Annotated in this window: 15 protein-coding genes; 7 read left to right on the forward strand and 8 right to left on the reverse strand. The window is 64.5% G+C overall.

All coding sequences use genetic code 11. From position 1 onward, the window contains the following. The first annotated feature begins 6 nt into the window (after positions 1–6). Positions 7–1,065: a glycosyltransferase family 4 protein gene (locus AAFN84_RS19875; RefSeq protein WP_347516417.1), complete on the forward strand. Its 1,059-nt coding sequence runs from the start codon at positions 7–9 to the stop codon at positions 1,063–1,065. A 121-nt stretch (positions 1,066–1,186) separates the two neighbouring features. Here the strand turns inward: AAFN84_RS19875 and AAFN84_RS19880 are convergent, their stop codons facing one another. Genes AAFN84_RS19880 through AAFN84_RS19915 form a run of 8 tightly spaced genes read right to left on the reverse strand, consistent with a single transcriptional unit; the run spans position 1,187 to position 8,566 of the window. Continuing rightward, positions 1,187–2,137 carry a fumarylacetoacetate hydrolase family protein gene (locus tag AAFN84_RS19880; RefSeq protein ID WP_347516418.1) on the reverse strand — a complete coding sequence of 317 codons (951 nt, stop codon included), beginning with the start codon at positions 2,135–2,137 and terminating at the stop codon, positions 1,187–1,189. Then, positions 2,134–2,883: a glutathione S-transferase family protein gene (locus AAFN84_RS19885; RefSeq protein ID WP_347516419.1), complete on the reverse strand. Its 750-nt coding sequence runs from the start codon at positions 2,881–2,883 to the stop codon at positions 2,134–2,136. Before AAFN84_RS19885 ends, AAFN84_RS19880 begins: the two co-directional genes overlap by 4 nt. A gap of 9 nt (positions 2,884–2,892) precedes the next feature. After that, entirely contained in the window at positions 2,893–3,891 is a 999-nt protein-coding gene (locus AAFN84_RS19890) for an MBL fold metallo-hydrolase (protein WP_347516420.1), read from the reverse strand. Between the two features lie 19 nt (positions 3,892–3,910). After that, on the reverse strand, positions 3,911–5,230 hold the full coding sequence (locus tag AAFN84_RS19895; RefSeq protein ID WP_347516421.1) for a TRAP transporter large permease: 1,320 nt from the start codon (positions 5,228–5,230) through the stop codon (positions 3,911–3,913). Then, on the reverse strand, positions 5,227–5,802 hold the full coding sequence (locus tag AAFN84_RS19900) for a TRAP transporter small permease (protein ID WP_347516422.1): 576 nt from the start codon (positions 5,800–5,802) through the stop codon (positions 5,227–5,229). Before AAFN84_RS19900 ends, AAFN84_RS19895 begins: the two co-directional genes overlap by 4 nt. A gap of 8 nt (positions 5,803–5,810) precedes the next feature. Beyond that, positions 5,811–6,881: a C4-dicarboxylate TRAP transporter substrate-binding protein gene (locus AAFN84_RS19905; protein WP_347516423.1), complete on the reverse strand. Its 1,071-nt coding sequence runs from the start codon at positions 6,879–6,881 to the stop codon at positions 5,811–5,813. A gap of 30 nt (positions 6,882–6,911) precedes the next feature. Next, a complete protein-coding gene (locus AAFN84_RS19910) occupies positions 6,912–7,829 on the reverse strand; it encodes a TetR/AcrR family transcriptional regulator (protein ID WP_347516424.1) in 918 nt (305 codons plus the stop codon). Beyond that, positions 7,751–8,566, reverse strand: a complete 816-nt coding sequence (locus AAFN84_RS19915) for an IclR family transcriptional regulator (protein WP_347516425.1) — start codon at positions 8,564–8,566, stop codon at positions 7,751–7,753. The genes AAFN84_RS19910 and AAFN84_RS19915 overlap by 79 nt, the downstream gene beginning before the upstream one ends. Positions 8,567–8,691: 125 nt before the next feature. On the opposite strand from AAFN84_RS19915, the gene AAFN84_RS19920 reads away from it, so the two are divergent. The 6 genes from AAFN84_RS19920 (at position 8,692) to AAFN84_RS19945 (ending at position 16,676) form a co-directional block, all read left to right on the forward strand. After that, complete coding sequence (locus AAFN84_RS19920; protein WP_347516426.1) at positions 8,692–10,218, forward strand: M81 family metallopeptidase; 1,527 nt, start codon at positions 8,692–8,694, stop codon at positions 10,216–10,218. Positions 10,219–10,349: 131 nt separating this feature from the next. Further along, positions 10,350–11,918 (forward strand): ABC transporter substrate-binding protein, encoded by a 1,569-nt coding sequence (locus tag AAFN84_RS19925; RefSeq protein ID WP_347516635.1) that lies wholly within the window; start codon positions 10,350–10,352, stop codon positions 11,916–11,918. A 76-nt stretch (positions 11,919–11,994) separates the two neighbouring features. Next, complete coding sequence (locus AAFN84_RS19930; RefSeq protein ID WP_347516427.1) at positions 11,995–12,936, forward strand: ABC transporter permease; 942 nt, start codon at positions 11,995–11,997, stop codon at positions 12,934–12,936. Positions 12,937–12,965: 29 nt separating this feature from the next. Continuing rightward, the gene (locus tag AAFN84_RS19935) at positions 12,966–13,820 is read left to right on the forward strand and encodes an ABC transporter permease (protein WP_347516636.1); all 855 of its coding nucleotides are present in this window, start codon (positions 12,966–12,968) and stop codon (positions 13,818–13,820) included. Positions 13,821–13,823: 3 nt separating this feature from the next. Further along, the gene (locus tag AAFN84_RS19940; protein ID WP_347516428.1) at positions 13,824–15,485 is read left to right on the forward strand and encodes an ABC transporter ATP-binding protein; all 1,662 of its coding nucleotides are present in this window, start codon (positions 13,824–13,826) and stop codon (positions 15,483–15,485) included. A gap of 27 nt (positions 15,486–15,512) precedes the next feature. Next, a complete protein-coding gene (locus tag AAFN84_RS19945; protein ID WP_347516429.1) occupies positions 15,513–16,676 on the forward strand; it encodes a M20 aminoacylase family protein in 1,164 nt (387 codons plus the stop codon). Positions 16,677–16,704: the final 28 nt, after the last annotated feature.

Here is a 16,704-nt window from a genome sequence, read left to right on the forward strand (position 1 = left end):
ACCCGCATGAAGAATGCCGCCTTCGCGATCCCCGGAGACATCGACCAGCGGACCGGCGGCTATATCTACGAACGCAGCCTGCTGCATGCGTTGCGTGACGATGGCAGGACGGTGCGCCATGTCGAACTGCCGGGAACCTTCCCCTCGCCCTCACCCGCCGAGATGGCGCAGTCGGTCGAACTGCTCGCCGGGCTGCCTGCCGAAGAACCGTTGATCCTCGACGGGCTGGTCTACGGTTCCATCGACACGCAGGGGCTGGCGCGCGTGCGTTCGCCGCTCGTGGCCATGATCCACCACCCGCTCGGGCTGGAGACCGGCCTTCCTGCTGACCGCGCCCGCCAGCTGATCGAGACGGAGACGGCAAATCTTGCCCTTGCAGACCACGTGCTGGTTCCAAGCCCGCATACGGCGCGTGTTCTCGTCGCCGATTTCGCCGTGGCCGAGGACCGCATCACCATCGCTCCGCCGGGATTCTCCAAACCGTCGAATACAGCCGTCACCAAGGCAAGCCCACCACTGATCCTGTCGGTCGGCCTGCTCGCGGCGCGCAAGGGCCACGACGTGCTGCTGCGTGCGCTTGCCCGCGTGACCGATCTGGAGTGGCGCGCCGACATCGTCGGCAAGACCCATGATCCGGCCGTCCACGCCGAACTCGCAGCGTTGATCGATGCGAACGATCTTGGAGACCGCGTGAGGTTGTGCGGCGAGCTCGATACGCCGGCGCTCGACAGCCTTTTCCGGCAGGCATCGCTTTTCGCGCTGGCGACGCGATACGAAGGCTACGGCATGGTGTTCAGCGAGGCCCTCGCATACGGACTGCCGATCGTGACCTGCCGCGCCGGAGCGGTGCCCGAGACGGTCCCGGATGGAACCGGCATTCTCGTCGAGGTCGACGACGACGAGGCGTTCGCGCATGCGCTGCGCCGCATGCTTGCCGACGAAGCGTTGCGCGACGCGATGGCCAGCCACGCAAGCGTGGCGGGTGGGGCCCTGCGGAGCTGGGCCGACACCGCGCGCTCCGTGGGCGTCGTGCTCGACCGCCTCGCCGCAGCCAGGGGTCGCTAAGATCGCGATGAATTCAGGTCGAATCGACCTGAATTCATAAACGCGATCGATTCCAAGGAGATAGAGCGGGATGCGGGCGGAAAACCGCTTCGCACTTTTCCTCATCCCGCTCTGGCGAGACTTACGCCGCCTTGTCCCCATCCTGCCTGACGACGCGGTTGCGCAATATGCCCAACCCCTCGATTTCCAGCTCGACCACGTCGCCGTCGTTCAGGAACTTGCCCAGTTCCAGCCCGCAGCCGCTGCCGACCGTTCCAGAACCGATGAACTCACCGGGGTGGAGCGTCTCGTCGCTGGATATGTGTGCCAGCACGGCCGGAAACTTGTGGTGCATTTCGCCGGAATTGCCACGCGACCACTCCTCGCCATTGACCCGCGCCACCATTGTCAGATCATGCGGATCGGCGATCTCGTCGGCGGTGACGAGCCAGGGGCCGAGGGCGTTGCCGGTGTCGAAATCCTTGCCCTTGGCCGGCCCGAGCTGGCCTGTCATCTCCCGCAACTGCGCGGTGCGTGCGGTATAGTCGTTGAAGATGCAGAAGCCGAACATGTGCTCGCGCGCGTTCTCGGGCCGGATGTCCTTGCCCTTGCGCGAGATGACCAGACCGAGCTCGAGTTCGTAGTCGAACCGGGTCTCGCCGCGCGGGACGGTGATGTCGGTTTCCGTGCCCACGACCGAAAAGCGATTCGCCTTGTAGTAGATCGGCTGCTCGTACCAGACGGCAGGCACTTCGATCTTGGCTGGGTCGCGGGGCACGCCCTCGAAGCCGAACAGGTGGCGGTTGGCGCGCGCCTGGCGCAGGTGCTTTTCGAAACACAGCGCGTCGCGCATCTGCCGGGGCTCCGGCAACGGGGCAAGCAGGCGCACATCGCTTGCCGCGTGCACGGTCTGGCGCTTCGACAGATGATCTCGCGCCAGGTCCAGCGCACCCTCGGCGCCGTCGATCAAGGCGAGCATGCTGGTGAAATGGGCACTTGCCGATGACGGGAATTCGCAGATGGCGCCATCGTCCAGCACTGCGCCGACGCGTTGCTGCTCTTCTTCCCCGACGGTGAACGTGACGAGCTTCACGTGGAGACCTCCTGCAATTCCGGATAGCGATGGGAAAGCCGGCTGCCTTGATAGTAGGTCGCCGGATAGGACGGCCGCGCGCGCAGGGCCTCGAACCATCGATCGACATCGGGAGCGTCGGCCCACATCGACGCGTGGCCGAGATCGGCCATGCGGTCGAACGACGGATAGACGCACAGGTCGGCCAGCGTCAGCCGCTCTCCGCACAGCCACGCATTGCCCGCAAGCCGCTTCTGCATGCGTTCGATGGTCTGGGACAGCGCCTTGAAGGAGGCATCGACCTCGTCATCGGAGAAGCCCGTCCGTCCCATCTTCTGGTAGAAATGGGTGCGCAGCGGGCGCGCCTTGGCGGCGGCGTCGAACGCGTCGTCGTCCAGATCGGCGAAATGCCGGACGAAGATCGTCGAGAATGACGGCACGCGGATCGCCGCCGTGGGCACTTCCTCGAAAAAACGCAGCCAGGCCCGCATGTCGGCGCGCGTCACGGGTGTCGCTGGAGACAGGGGCACCTGCGGGAAAACCTCTTCGAGATACTCCATGATGACGGAAGAATCGACGATCGGCTGCCCGTCATGCACCAAAGTCGGCACCACGCCGTTGGGGTTGAGCGCCAGATACTCCGGCGCAAGGTGCTCGTTCTTGCGAAAATCGAGCTGCGTGTCCCGGAACTCGAGCTGCTTTTCATGCAGGCACAGCCGCACCTTCTGGCTGCAGGTCGAGTATGCGTTGTTGAGAAGTTCGATCATGACCGTGCCCTAGTGCGAATGGCCGCAATTGCAAACGGGCGCTTCGTGCGGTGATTTTGCGCCCGCCCTGTAGCGCCCCATCAGTTTCATGAGTTCCGCGCGCTCCGGCACGATCGTGCCGCCCGACAGCTCGCGATAGATCTGCGCGACATTGACGACGACGCGCTCGCGGTCGATCCAGCTGTCATAGGCGTCGAAGGCGATGTCCCAGGCGGCATCCGCGTATGTCATGCCGGCTTCGTAGCGGGTCTTCGCCTCGTCGCGGGTGTGAACGAGGTAGTCGCGCATGGCGCGCACCGCGCGCTTGTCGCCCACCGGCCCATGGCCCGGCACAACGATGTCGACGTCCCAGCCGAGGATCGCCTCGCACGCGTCGATCCAGTTGCCGACCGGACCTGCCCACAGGATCGGATGCCCCTCGGCGAACAGCAGATCGCCGGTGAAGACGGTCCTGGCCGACGGGACATAGGCGACGATGTCGCCGCGCGTATGGGCGGGGCCGAACTCATGCAGTTCCACCGCCGTGCCGCCGACCGTCACGTCATGCCGCCCACTGAAGGTGATGTCGGGCGGGGTCAGCACGATGCCGGAGAAATCGAAATGGGCACCCATCACCTCATGCAGGAACTTGCCGGCTTCGCCCTGTTCGCGCCAGCGCTCCATATTGGCGCGAAATTCCTCGGGTGGGCGCTCGTACATCTCCTCCTTGCACGCGGTGGAGGCGATGATGCGCGCGCCTTCGACAAGCTGGTTGCCGAAAGTATGATCGCCGTTTGAATGGGTGTTGACGAGCGTATTGACGTGTCGCGCCGCAGGCGTGACGTCGCGAAACGCAGCAAGCATCTCGCGCGTCAGGTCGAGCGTGAACAACGTGTCGACCAGCAGGCTTGCATCGCCATCCGTGATCAGGCCGGAATTGCTCCAGCCCCATGAGCCGTCAGGCTGGATATAGGCGTAGAGCCCGTTGCCGAGGTCTTCGACCCCTTTTCGGAATTCACCTTGGGACATGCATGCTGCCTTTTCGACTTCACAGAAGGGCGGTGGCGAGTTGGGGTATCAGCAGGACGAGCCCGATCATCACCAGCATGGCGATGACGAAGGGTACTGCGCCGGCGAAGATGACGTTCAGCGGTATGTCGAGCTTTTCGAGATTGGCCTTGATGACGAAGCAGGCGATGCCGAGAGGCGGGGTCAGAAGGCCCACTTCCACGGCGATGATCGTCAGGATGCCGAACCAGATCAGATCGACCTGGAAGGCGGTCATCACCGGAAGGATCAGTGGCAGCACGATCAGCATGATGGACGATGAATCCAGGATCGTTCCGAGCGCGATCACCGCCATCAGATAGAGTGCCATCACCGCGAACAGGCCCAGCTCGTAGTGCTGGATCAGCGCGTTCATCTGGCTCGGCAGGCCGGACAGGGCCAGTAGTCGCGCATACATGTGCGCGGCGACGATCAGGAAGGTGATCGCGGCGGTGACACGCCCGGTCTCGATGAGCAGGTCCCAGAACTGGCGCAGTCCGAGCTTGCCGCGAAGGACGGTGATGATGAGCGCGGCAAGGGCACCGACCGCGCCTGCCTCCGTCGGCGTGAAGACGCCGCCATAGATGCCTCCCAGCACGATGAGGATGAGCAGGACCACGGGCAGCGACTTCATCGCCATGTCCCCCACCGAGAGATGCTCGGCGGAGGTCGCCAGGGTGCCCGCTGCCGGATCGGCAAACACGAAACCCGGCCTCAGCCTGGCGAGCAGGAGAATGGTGGCGATGAACAGCAGCGACAGGACGATGCCCGGCAGGATGCCGGCGGTGAACAGGTCGCCGATCGAAACCTCGGCGATGATGCCGTAGAGGATCAGCAGCAGGCTGGGCGGTATCAGCATGCCGAGGACCGACGAGCCGGCAACGACGCCGACCGAGAACCTGCGGCTGTATCCGGAGCGAAGCAGCTCGGGAACCGCGATCCGGGTGAAAACCGAGGCTGACGCGATGCTCGTGCCGTTGACCGCCGCAAACACGGCGTTGGCGAAGACGGTCGCGATGCCGAGGCCACCGGCCAGCCCGCGGAACAGTTGTCCCGCGACCGCGAACACGTCCCGGCCCAGGCCCGAGATCCCGACCAGCAGGCCCATCAGCACGAACAGCGGAATGACGCCGAAGGAATAGCGCGCGACGGCCTCGAGCGCGGCCAGCGACAGGAACGTGCCGGCGACGTCGATATTGCTGCGGATCAGGACGACCCCGAAGAACGAGACGGCGGCCAATGCGATTGCGACATGCAGACCCGACTGGATCAGCACCAGTATGACGACGATGGAAGCGAGGCCGATCTGGAGATTGCTCATGCGTCCTCGCTCCTGGATGACGGCGTGGCGATCGCCAGACGCAGGCTGTGCACGGTGGCAACGGCATATTCGACGGTGGCCAGCGCCGCCCCGACGAGGACGCCGGCGTAGAACGGCCACACAGGTGCGAGGAACACGCCGTAGACGCCGATGGTGTGGGTTGCCGAATAGGCACGCGCCACCTTCGGATAGACGTAGTAGACGATCAGCGCCAGCATCACCGCGCCAAGCAGGTTGAACGCCGTTTCAAGCCCGGCGGCGGCACGCGGCCGACGGGCGGTGAGCCTGCCGATCCACATGTCGGAACGGATCATGCGGCCGCTGAAGATGCAGTCCGGCAGTTGCAGGAAGATGATCGTGACGATGGACGCGGAGACGATCTCGGCCACCCCGGGTATGGGTTGGTTGAAAAGATACCGCATGCCGACATCGGCGTTGATCAGCACCATGATCGCCACGATCATCAGCGTGCCGACGACCGAGGAAATCTCGGTCGCCCAGCCAAGCGGGGCCGCGCGCAAGGATGGCGCACCCGACGCGGGCGAACCGCCCGCGCTGTTGTCCGTGTCCATGTCGAAACCTACTCGGCCAGCCAGTCGCGGGAAAACTTCACCCCTGCCTCATCCGACAGACGCAGATAGGCTTCGAGCGTCTCGGTGCCCGGGATGCCGCGATCGTCGAGCGACTTGGCCCACTCGGTCGCGATGTTCGGGATCGCGTTGGCGAAACCGGCGCGCACCTCGTCGGACACTTCCTTGATCTGCGCACCACCCGCGACCGCGGTCTCCAGGCTCTTGCCGGCATTGCTCATATATTTGTCGGCGGCGTAGTCCTGATACTCGACCGCGACTTCCTCGATGATCTGCTTCAAATCGTCGGGAAGCCCTTCCCACACGTCGAGATTGACGGTCAGGGCCGAGGACGACTGTGCGCCGTAATTGACCTTGGTGACATGCGGCGCCACCTCGAAGAACTTGTATGGCGCCAGCGCGGATTCGAACGTGACGGTGCCCTCGGTGAGCCCGGTCTGGATCGAATTGTAATAATCCGGCAGTGCGCCAGCGACCGGCACTGCGCCGGTTCCGCGCAGCCAGTTGGTCTGGAGGCCGGCGGTCGAGAGCTTGCGGCCATCAATGTCCTCGACCGTCTCGATCGGGAAGCTGGTCATCAGGTGATAGTTGTCGACGCCGACCGCCGCCAGCATGAGCTGGTTGTTGTCGCGCCACGCCTGCGCCATTTCCGGCACTTCCTCGTGGAGATCGCGCACGATGCGCATCATCGTCTTGAGGTCTGCGGTGCCGAAAGGCGTGACATAGGTGATCTGCTCCAGCGGCAGCTTGTCGGCTTCGAACAAATGCGGCACGTAGCCGAAATCCCCGACACCGCCTTCGACGGCTTCCAGCACGCCCTGCACGTCGGCCAGCGCGCCGGCATAGGCCTCGTTCCAGGTAATGGTGTGGTTGCCGCCGGCCTCTTCGAGCCGCCGATTGACCTCCGGAATGAAGAAGTCGCGGATCGCCGCGACACCGGCGGTGATCGGCGGATGGCCGGCGACGACGGTGAACGAGAAATCCTCGGCGGCCGCGCTATGCGGCCAGGTGGAAACCGCCGCGATGATGGCGGCTGTCGAAACGGCAGCGATGGTCCTCATGTATTCCTCCCAGGTTGTGGTCTGCTTGTCTCAGGTGGCGCCGCTCTCATTTTCCTCCACGAGAACGGTTGCGCGCACAGGCTGCGCGCGGGCAACGGGCTCGGCCGGCGGGCCCTCGAACATGTTGATCAGCACGCTCCGCAACTGCGCCGCCAGCGCATCGGCGCGCGCGGTGTCGCATTCGCCCTGCGACAGGCTGAGAAGCCGCTTCGAGCGGGGGGCGTCGGAGAGCGCGAAAATCACCGTGCCCGGCATGAAATAATAGCGCCAGAAGAGTTCGGACTTGTCGAAATCGGGCAGCGCGAGATGCATCGCATCGATGAACTCGCCGGCAAGCGGGTCGAACTGGTCCTTGATGATCTCCCGCGTCCAGGGCGTCGGATCGACACGGTGCAGCATGACCAGATGCACCAGCAGCATCGACGTCCAGGGCTCCTCGCTGCCCACGTAGGGCTTGAGGAAGATGTCGACGAGATCGGCGACGGAAGGTGTCTCGCCTTTGGCACCAGCTGCGGCGACGCACGCGGCGATCTCTTCGCGGCGGCGGGTATTCACACGGTCGGCCAGATCGCGAAACACGCCGTTGGCGAGCGCTTCCTTGCTGCCGAAATGGTAGTTAACGGCAGCCATGTTGACCTTGGCCGCCTTGGTGATTTCGCGCAGCGTGGTGTTGGTCACACCGTTCTTTGCGAACATCGACGCCGCAGCCTCAAGGATGCGGGCGCGGGTGCTTTCGGATTTGGCCAACGGCTGTTTCAATTCCATATTTGAAACATACGTTTGAAAGTTTACGAATGTCAACGCCGCTCGTGCAGTGTCGCGCTGCAACTGTCGATTATTATCAGGTGGTTTAGGCCCCGCTGCGCCGCTCAGCGCACCCTGTTGATCGCGTAGGCGGCTTCCGAAGCCAAGGGCGCGAAGCGTTCGGCAAATGCCGTTGGGGTCCACTCGCTCAGGGAGCCGGCGATGTGGATGGCGCCAAGCGGCCTGCCGCTCGGACCCAGCACGGCCACGCCCAGGGCCACCTCGCCGACGAGGACTTCCTCGACGGTCAGCGCATAGCCCACCTGTCGCGCCTCCAGCACCCGCTCCCAGACTTCGGCGGGATCGGTGATCGTCTTGTCCGTGAACGGCCTGCGGTCCGATCGCGCAATTATGTCGTCGACTTCGGCATCGGGAAGATGCGCCATGACCGCCCTGCCGCCCGATGTGCACAAGGTCGGCACCGAATGCCCGACAAGCGTTGCGAAGAACGTCTCGCGCTTGCTCTGCATACGCGCCGCATAGACCATGCGCAGGTCGTCGAAGAGACTCAGGTCGATACGCTCGCGCGCATTGCGCCGCAGATCGAGCAAGACCGGGGTCGCCCTCTCGATCAGCGGGTTGAGCCGCAGATAGTCATGCGTGTGGTCGAGCAAACGTATGCCGGGCACATAGCCCCGGCCAGCCTCGTCGCGCTCGATATATCCCAGTGTCTGCAGCGTATGCACGACACGCTGGGCCGCGCTGCGACCGACGCCGCTTGCCTCCGCGATTGCCGTCAGGCTGAGCGGGCTCTGGCTGCGGTGGAACGCCGACAGCACCTGCAGCGCGCGGGCCACCGACTGCACGAAAAGCTGGTCCTCGCGGATGTCGGGCTCCGGGTCGCGGATGCCGTTCTCGCCGCTGACGATATTGCGAAGCATTCCATCCCCGTTGCCTGTTGACGAAGCCATTGGCTCTCTCTACCGTTAAGCGACGATATAACTGTATCGTCTGTCGATACAAGGCGCAGCGACGCTGGGCCAATCGAAACGCGACGGTGGGTTGAATGATCAGGCGTGTTGCGATCGGCGGCTTCCTCCACGAGACGAACACGTTCGCGCCGACGCCGGCCCGCTACGACAATTTCGAACAGGGCGGCGGCTATCTTCCGCTCAGTCGCGGCGATGAAATCCTGGAGCGGTGCGGCGGCGTCAATCTCGGCATCAGCGGCTTCGTTGACTACGCCAGGCAGGCCGGTTGGGAACTCGTCCCGCTGCTGTGGACGGGCGCCATACCCTCGGCCCATGTCGAGAAGCAGGCCTATGAACGCATCGCCGACGAACTGGTGGAACGCCTGCGGGACGCGGGCCCGATCGACGGGCTGCTGCTCGACCTTCACGGTGCCATGGTGGCCGAGCACGTCGACGACGGCGAAGGCGAACTGCTCGCCAGGATGCGCGCGGTGACAGGCCCTCACCTGCCGATAGCGGCGAGCCTCGACCTGCACGGCAACGTGACACGACGGATGGTGGATCTGGCCGATGTGCTGGTGGCCTTCCGCACCTACCCGCATGTCGACATGGCGGAAACCGGCTTTCGCGCCGCCGAGCAGCTCGACCGCCTGATGACCCGTGGCAAGCCGTTTGCAAAAGCGTTCCGGCAATTGCCGTTCCTCATTCCGATCCCGTGGCAATGCACGATGCTCGAACCTGCCGGATCGCTCTACGAGGACGTTCGAGCCGCCGAGACGGGCGCGGTGTCCAGCGCATCGGTCCTCACCGGATTCCCCGCCGCGGATTTCGAGGATTGCCTGCCGAGCGTGCTCGCCTATGCCGAGACGCCGGAAGCGGCCGACGCGGCGGCCAATCGCCTGGAAAAAGCATTCCTCGACCGCGAACCGCTCTTTGCCGGCACATCCTATTCTCCCGTGGAAGCTGTGCGCGAGGCTGCGCGCCTTGCTGTGACCGCGACGCGTCCCGTCGTGATCGCCGACACCCAGGACAATCCGGGAGCCGGCGGCGACTCCAACACCACCGGCATGCTGAGGGCACTGATCGCGGAAGACGCCCAGCGCGCTGCGGTCGGATTGATCGTCGATCCTGAGGCCGCCAGCGCTGCCCATCGGGCCGGGGAAGGCGCGGAGATCACGATTGAGCTTGGAGGCCAATCGGGCATCCCCGGGGATTCACCGCTGCATGGCACGTTTCGCGTCGAGCGCGTTTCGGACGGCCGGTTTGCGGCCACCGGCCCCTACTACGGCGGCGCCCAGATGAATCTCGGGCCGTCAGCCTGCCTGTCGGTCGGCGGCGTCAGGATCGTGGTGTCCACCTACAAGGCGCAACTGGCGGACCGCGAGATGTATCGCTTCGTGGGCATCGACCCAGAAGACCAATGCATCCTCGTCAACAAGAGTTCGGTGCATTTCCGCGCCGACTTCCAACCGATCGCCGCTGCGATCCTGGTGGCGACCGCGCCGGGGCCGATGGCGCTCGACCCGGCCGACCTGCCGTTCACCCGGCTTCGGCCAGGCACGCGGCTATCGCCGCGCGGCCGGACATTCCAACACGAGGAGGCCGCCCGCCGCGCGGTATGAAAGCGGCTGACCAAACTGAACCGGCGCCAAGACCGGAACAAGACACAGGCCAAACCAAACGAAGAGGGAAACCAATGACACTGATGTCACACCATTTTTCCGGATCGATCCTGTCCAGGGGCCGCTCCGTCATGGCGGCGGCGCTGCTGGCGGCGTCGACCGCCATCGTCCCGGCGGGCACCGCGCTCGCTCAGGACAGCGAAACGATCACCGCCGTCATGCATTCGGGCTTGCGCGTGCTCGACCCGATCATCACCACCGCCCATATCACCCGCAACCATGGCTACATGATCTATGACGTCCTCGTCGCGCAGGACAAGGACTTCGCGCCACAGCCGCAGATGGCCGACTTCGCCGTCTCTGATGATGGCCTGACCTACACCTTCACGCTGCGCGACGGACTGATGTTCCACAATGGGGAGCCGGTGACGGCCGCCGACGCGGTTGCCTCGCTCGAGCGCTGGGGCAAGCGCGACTCGGGCGGCCAGCTCATCTTCGACATCACCGCAAGCCTCGAGGCCACCGACGACAAGACCGTCACCTGGACGCTTTCCGAACCGTTCGGCCCGCTGCTCGACATCGTCAGCAAGCAGTCTGCCGTCCCGCCCTTCATCATGCCGGCAAGCGTCGCCGCCACCTCGGCCGATGAGGCGATCACCGACTACACGGGGTCCGGACCGTTCGTGTTCGTCGAGGAGGAATTCGAGCCGGGCGTCTCGGTGACTTACGCGAAGTTCGAGGACTACGTCCCTCGCGAGGAACCCGCCGACTGGATGGCCGGCGGCAAGGTCGTCAACGTCGACCAGGTGAAGTGGATCGCCATGCCGGACGCGCAGACGGCAATCAACGCGCTGGTGTCAGGCGAGATCGACTATCTGGAGCAGACGCCGATCGATCTGCTGCCGATCCTCGAAGCGAGCCCCGACGTCGCCGTGGAAGTGCGCGATCCGCTCGGCTACCAGACGATGGGCCGGATGAACTTCAAGCACCCGCCCTTCGACGACGAGAAGATCCGGCAGGCTGCGCTGATGGCGATGAGCCAGGAACCGATCCTGGCTACCCTCATCGGCAATCCGGAATACTACCAGATGTGCGGCGCCATCTTCGGCTGCGGAACGCCGCTCGCTTCGGAGACCGGCACCGAAACCCTGACCGGCGCGGGCGACGCGGCGGGCGCAAAGGCGCTTCTGGAGGAGGCCGGCTATGACGGCACGCCAGTCGTGCTGATGCAACCCACGGACGTGGTCACGCTGACCGCGCAACCGGTCGTCGCGGCCCAGCAACTGCGTGAAGCGGGCTTCAACGTCGACATGCAGGCGATGGACTGGCAGACCCTGGTCACGCGCCGTGCCAGCCAGTCGGCACCGGCCGATGGCGGCTGGAACATCTTCTTCACCAACTGGATGGTGCCGGAGATTTCCTCGCCGCTGATCAACCCGATGGTGAACGGGCGTGGTGACGACGCGTGGTTCGGCTGGCCGGAAGATCCGGCGCTCGAAGAGCTGCGCGCCGAGTTCATCGCCGCAACCAGCGTCGATCAGCAAAAGGAAATCGCCGAGCGCATCCAGGCGCATGTCATCGATACGGTCAACTACGTGCCGCTGGGCCAATACCTGCCGGTCCAGTCACGCCGTACCAACATCGTCGACATGATCCCGGCACCGGTTCCGGTGTTCTGGGAAGTCGACAAGACGGAATAGTCCTTCCTGTCCGTCCCGTCCCCCGCCAGCCGGTGGGGGACGCCTTTCGCCCGCGCTCCAGAAGGGTCATTCGCCGATGTTTGGCTACATCATCCGGCGCATCCTCGCCGTCATTCCGGTGATGGCGATCGTCGCGATCTTCGTTTTCCTGCTCTTGCGCCTGACGCCTGGCGACCCCGCCGCCATCATCGCCGGCGATTCCGCCACGCCGGCCCAGCTCGAGCGCATTCGTGAATCGCTGGGTCTTTCGGAACCCCTGCACGTCCAGCTCGTCACATGGATCGGCCAGCTATTCCGCGGCGATCTTGGCACCTCGATCATCTCCAACCAGCCGGTGACCAGGCTGATCGGCCAGCGCATTTGGCCGACGCTGCAGATCGGCACGCTGACCATCATCCTGTCCGTGCTCATCGCCGTGCCGCTCGGCGTGCTGGCGGCATGGCGTCATCGCACATGGGTCGACTACGCGGTGATGACCTTCTCGGTGCTGGGCTTTTCGATCCCCGTCTTCGTGATCGGCTACATCTTCATCAAGATTTTCGCCATCGACCTGCGCTGGCTCCCTGTCCAGGGCTATAGCGCGCCGAGCGAAAATCCGCAGGCATTCTTCACCCGCGCCATCCTGCCCTGCCTGACGCTGGCAACGATCTACGTCGCACTGATCGCACGGATGACCCGCGCGAGCATGCTCGAGGTGCTGGGCGAAGACTATGTGCGCACCGCACGCGCCAAGGGTGTGAGGGAGCACATCGTGCTGTTCCGCCACGCCCTGCGCAACGCCGCCGTTCCGATCATGACCATCATCGGCACCGGCTTCGCTTTGCTGATCTCCGGCGTAGTGGTGACCGAAAGCGTCTTCAACATTCCCGGCATCGGACGGTTGACCGTCGACGCGATTCTCGCGCGCGACTATCCGGTCATCCAGGCGATGATCCTGCTGACGAGCGCGATCTACGTCTTCGTCAATCTTCTCATCGACATCTCCTACACCTTCTTCGATCCGAGGATTCGCTACTGATGGCCGCCCATCCGCAACCGACGTCCGCCATGCAGGTCGTGCTCGGCGCGATCCAGCTTCCCGCGACGTTCCGCGTCGGGTTCGGGCCGATCCTCGCCGCGATCGTGCTGGTGCTGATCGTGCTGGCCACGGCAACCGCATATCTCTACGTGCCGCACGATCCCATGGACATGAACGCCCTCGAGCGCCTGAAAGGGCCGAGCGAGACGTTCTGGCTCGGCACCGATCCCTACGGCCGCGACCTGTTCTCGCGCGTGATGATCGGCGGCCAGGTGTCGTTGCTGATCGGCATCGGCGCGGCGATCGTCTCCGTCTTCATCGGGTTGATGATCGGACTGGTCTCCGGGTTCTTCCGCACGGCCGACGCCATCATCATGCGCATCATGGATGCGCTGATGGCGATCCCCTCCATCCTGCTCGCCATCGCGCTCGTCGCGCTCAATGGACCGAGCATCTGGTCGGTGATCTTCGCCATCACCATCCCGGAAATCCCCCGTGTCGTGCGCCTCGTGCGGTCAGTGGTCCTGTCGGCGCGCGAAGAGCCCTATGTCGAGGCGGCGATCGCGCTCGGCTCCTCGATGTCGAAGATCCTGTGGCAGCACCTGATGCCCAACACGCTGGCGCCGATCATCGTCCAGGGCACCTATATCTGCGCCTCGGCGATCCTGACGGAAGCGATCCTGTCGTTCCTCGGCGCCGGCGTCTCGACCGAAATCCCCACCTGGGGCAACATCATGGCCGAGGGGCGCATGTTCTTCCAGATCAAGCCGGAACTGATCTTCTGGCCCGGCCTGATGCTGTCATTGTGCATCCTGTCGATCAACCTGCTCGGCGACACCGCGCGCGACCTGCTCGACCCGCGCCTCAAGAAGCGGGAGGCCTGAGCGATGCTGTTCCGCAATCGCGATTTCTCGGACCGTCCCACCGCGCTGCGGATCACGGGGTTGTCGGTCGCCACCGCCGGCAGCCGGACCAATACCGCGATCCTGTCTTCCATCGACGTCACGATCCGCGACGGCGAGACCGTCTGTCTCGTTGGCGAATCCGGTTCCGGCAAGTCGGTCACCTCGCTCGCCGTCATGGGACTGCTGCCAAAGGGCTCGCTGGAGGTGACCGGCGGGCGCATCGAACTCGAGGGACAAGACCTCCTCGCCCTTGATGCAGGCGCCATGCGCGAGATGCGCGCGCGCCGCATCTCGATGATCTTCCAGGAGCCGATGACGGCGCTCAACCCGGTGATGACCGTCGGCGCACAGATCGAGGAGGTGCTGGACAGCCACACACGCCTGCCGGCCCGCGACAAGAAGCAGCGCGTCATCGACATCATGGAGCAGGTGCATCTTCCAGACGTCGAACGCATCTACGGCTCCTACCCGCACCAGCTTTCAGGCGGCCAGCGCCAGCGCATCATGATCGCCATGGCCCTGATCCTCGAGCCGAAACTGCTGATCGCCGACGAGCCAACGACCGCGCTCGACGTCACGACGCAGAACCAGGTGCTCAAGCTGATCTCCGAACTGCAGGAGCGGCATGGCACCGCGGTGCTCTTCATCACCCACGACATGGGCGTCGTCGCCGAGATCGCCGACACGGTGTATGTGATGCGCCACGGAGAGATCGTCGAGCATGCGCCGGTCGAGACATTGCTGCGCGCGCCCGTCGAGACCTACACGCGCGAGCTGCTCACCGCCGTGCCAAGCCTGATCCCGCGCGCGGCCAGGGAGAACCGTGAAGACGCACCGGCGCTCGAGGTCAAGAACCTGACCAAGATCTACGACACGCGCGGCATGTTCAGGAAAGGCAGGCAGACGCGTGCGGCCGAAAAGGTCAATTTCGCCATCCGCCGTGGCCGTACCCTCGGGATCGTCGGCGAAAGCGGCTCCGGCAAGTCGACGGTGGCACGGTGCATCATGCGCCTCATCGACCCGACCGATGGCGAAATCCGCGTCGGCGACGCCGACATCGCCAAGCTCGGACGTGCGGCGCTTCAGCCGCATCGCAAGCAGATCCAGATCGTCTTCCAGGATCCGTTCCGCTCGCTCAACCCGCGATGGACGATCGGCGACAGCCTGATCGAGGGATTGCTCAACTTCGGCCAGTCGCGCCAGGAAGCGATGAAACAGGCGGCGGAACTCATCGAACTCGTCGGCCTGCCCCGCGATGCGCTGAAGCGCTACCCGCATCAGTTTTCCGGCGGCCAGCGCCAGCGCATCGCGATCGCACGCGCCATCGCCATGCGCCCGGACATCCTCGTCGCCGACGAGGCGGTCTCTGCCCTCGACGTCTCCGTGCAGGCGCAGGTGCTCAAACTGCTCGACGACCTCCAGGAAAGGCTCGGCATCGCCATTCTCTTCATCACCCACGACCTGCGCGTCGCAGCGCAGATATGCGACGAGGTCGTCGTGATGCAGCACGGGCACATCGTCGAGCACGACACGGCGCATAACGTGCTTTCGCGCCCGAGCCACGAATACACGCGCGCGCTCATCGACGCAGCACCCGGCAGAAGCTGGGATTTTGCCAATTTCAGGGAACTCGCGACGAATTGAGCGTTGCCAATAGCAAGGAGACCGATCATGCCCACTTTGCCCCGGATCGAGGATTACGCCGACGAGCTGACCGCCATCAGGCGCGACCTGCACGAAAACCCGGAGATCGGCTTCGAGGAAACCCGCACGGCAGGCATCGTGGCGGAGAAGCTGCGCTCGTGGGGCATCGAAGTGCATACGGGCGTCGGCAAGACCGGCGTCGTCGGGGTGCTTGAAGGCAAGGGCGGTGGCGGACGCGCCGTCGGGCTGCGCGCCGACATGGACGCACTGCCGATGGACGAGGAAACCAACCTGCCATGGCGCTCGAAAGCGTCGGGCAAATTCCACGGCTGCGGCCATGACGGGCATACGACGATGCTGCTTGGCGCGGCGCGCTATCTTGCGGAGACGCGGGACTTCTCCGGCAAGGCGGTGTTCATCTTCCAGCCGGCCGAAGAAGGTCTCGGCGGCGCCCGCGCGATGATCGCCGACGGTCTTTTCGACCGCTTTCCCTGCGATGAAATCTACGGCATGCACAACAACCCGCTCGCGGCGCCCAACAAGGTCGGCGTGAAGCCCGGTCCGGCGATGGCCGGATCGACCTTCTTCGACATCCATGTCAAGGGTGTCGGCAGCCACGGCGCCATGCCGCATCATTCGAAAGACCCGATCGTCGCCATCACGTCGCTCGTCCAGACGCTGCAGTCCATCGTCAGCCGCAATGTTCCGGCGGTGAAGCCGGCGGTGCTTTCCGTCACCCAGATACACTCCGGCTCGGCCTACAATGTGGTTCCCGACAAGGCGGTCATCTGCGGAACGATCCGTTATTTCGACGATGACGTCCGCGATCTGATCCACAAGCGCATCGGCGAGATGTGCGAGGGATATTCCAAGCTGTTCGGCATCGAGGTAACGGCGGATCTGCGGCCGATCTTCACGGTGCTCATGAATGATGCCGACCTGAGCGAGGCTTATCTGGACGCGGCGACGGATATCGTGGGCAGCGACAACATCACCCAGGACAACGAACTGGTCATGGGCAGCGAGGACTTTGCCGACATGCTCAAGGCGGTTCCCGGCGCCTATTGCACCATCGGTCATGGCGGCGACGTACCCGTCCACAATCCGGGTTTCGTCCTCGACGACGCAATCCTGCCGGTGGGCGCCAGCGTCATGGCACGCATTGTTGAAAAGCGCCTGCCGCTGAGCTGATCCCTCTCCTTTCGGGTCCGGACCTCGA

The sequence above is a fragment of the Mesorhizobium sp. CAU 1741 genome, from assembly GCF_039839275.1.
Lineage (GTDB): Bacteria > Pseudomonadota > Alphaproteobacteria > Rhizobiales > Rhizobiaceae > Aerobium.

What these genes read in the sequence shown, in the direction of transcription:
- AAFN84_RS19875 (WP_347516417.1), top strand. Translation starts at nt 7, where the DNA reads ATGAAGAATGCCGCCTTCGCGATCCCCGGAGACATCGACCAGCGGACC.
- AAFN84_RS19935 (WP_347516636.1), top strand. Translation starts at nt 12,966, where the DNA reads ATGCAGGTCGTGCTCGGCGCGATCCAGCTTCCCGCGACGTTCCGCGTC.
- AAFN84_RS19945 (WP_347516429.1), top strand. Translation starts at nt 15,513, where the DNA reads ATGCCCACTTTGCCCCGGATCGAGGATTACGCCGACGAGCTGACCGCC.
- AAFN84_RS19940 (WP_347516428.1), top strand. Translation starts at nt 13,824, where the DNA reads ATGCTGTTCCGCAATCGCGATTTCTCGGACCGTCCCACCGCGCTGCGG.
- AAFN84_RS19905 (WP_347516423.1), bottom strand. Translation starts at nt 6,881, where the DNA reads ATGAGGACCATCGCTGCCGTTTCGACAGCCGCCATCATCGCGGCGGTT.
- AAFN84_RS19915 (WP_347516425.1), bottom strand. Translation starts at nt 8,566, where the DNA reads ATGCTTCGCAATATCGTCAGCGGCGAGAACGGCATCCGCGACCCGGAG.
- AAFN84_RS19900 (WP_347516422.1), bottom strand. Translation starts at nt 5,802, where the DNA reads ATGGACACGGACAACAGCGCGGGCGGTTCGCCCGCGTCGGGTGCGCCA.
- AAFN84_RS19885 (WP_347516419.1), bottom strand. Translation starts at nt 2,883, where the DNA reads ATGATCGAACTTCTCAACAACGCATACTCGACCTGCAGCCAGAAGGTG.
- AAFN84_RS19895 (WP_347516421.1), bottom strand. Translation starts at nt 5,230, where the DNA reads ATGAGCAATCTCCAGATCGGCCTCGCTTCCATCGTCGTCATACTGGTG.
- AAFN84_RS19925 (WP_347516635.1), top strand. Translation starts at nt 10,350, where the DNA reads ATGGCGGCGGCGCTGCTGGCGGCGTCGACCGCCATCGTCCCGGCGGGC.
- AAFN84_RS19930 (WP_347516427.1), top strand. Translation starts at nt 11,995, where the DNA reads ATGTTTGGCTACATCATCCGGCGCATCCTCGCCGTCATTCCGGTGATG.
- AAFN84_RS19920 (WP_347516426.1), top strand. Translation starts at nt 8,692, where the DNA reads ATGATCAGGCGTGTTGCGATCGGCGGCTTCCTCCACGAGACGAACACG.
- AAFN84_RS19890 (WP_347516420.1), bottom strand. Translation starts at nt 3,891, where the DNA reads ATGTCCCAAGGTGAATTCCGAAAAGGGGTCGAAGACCTCGGCAACGGG.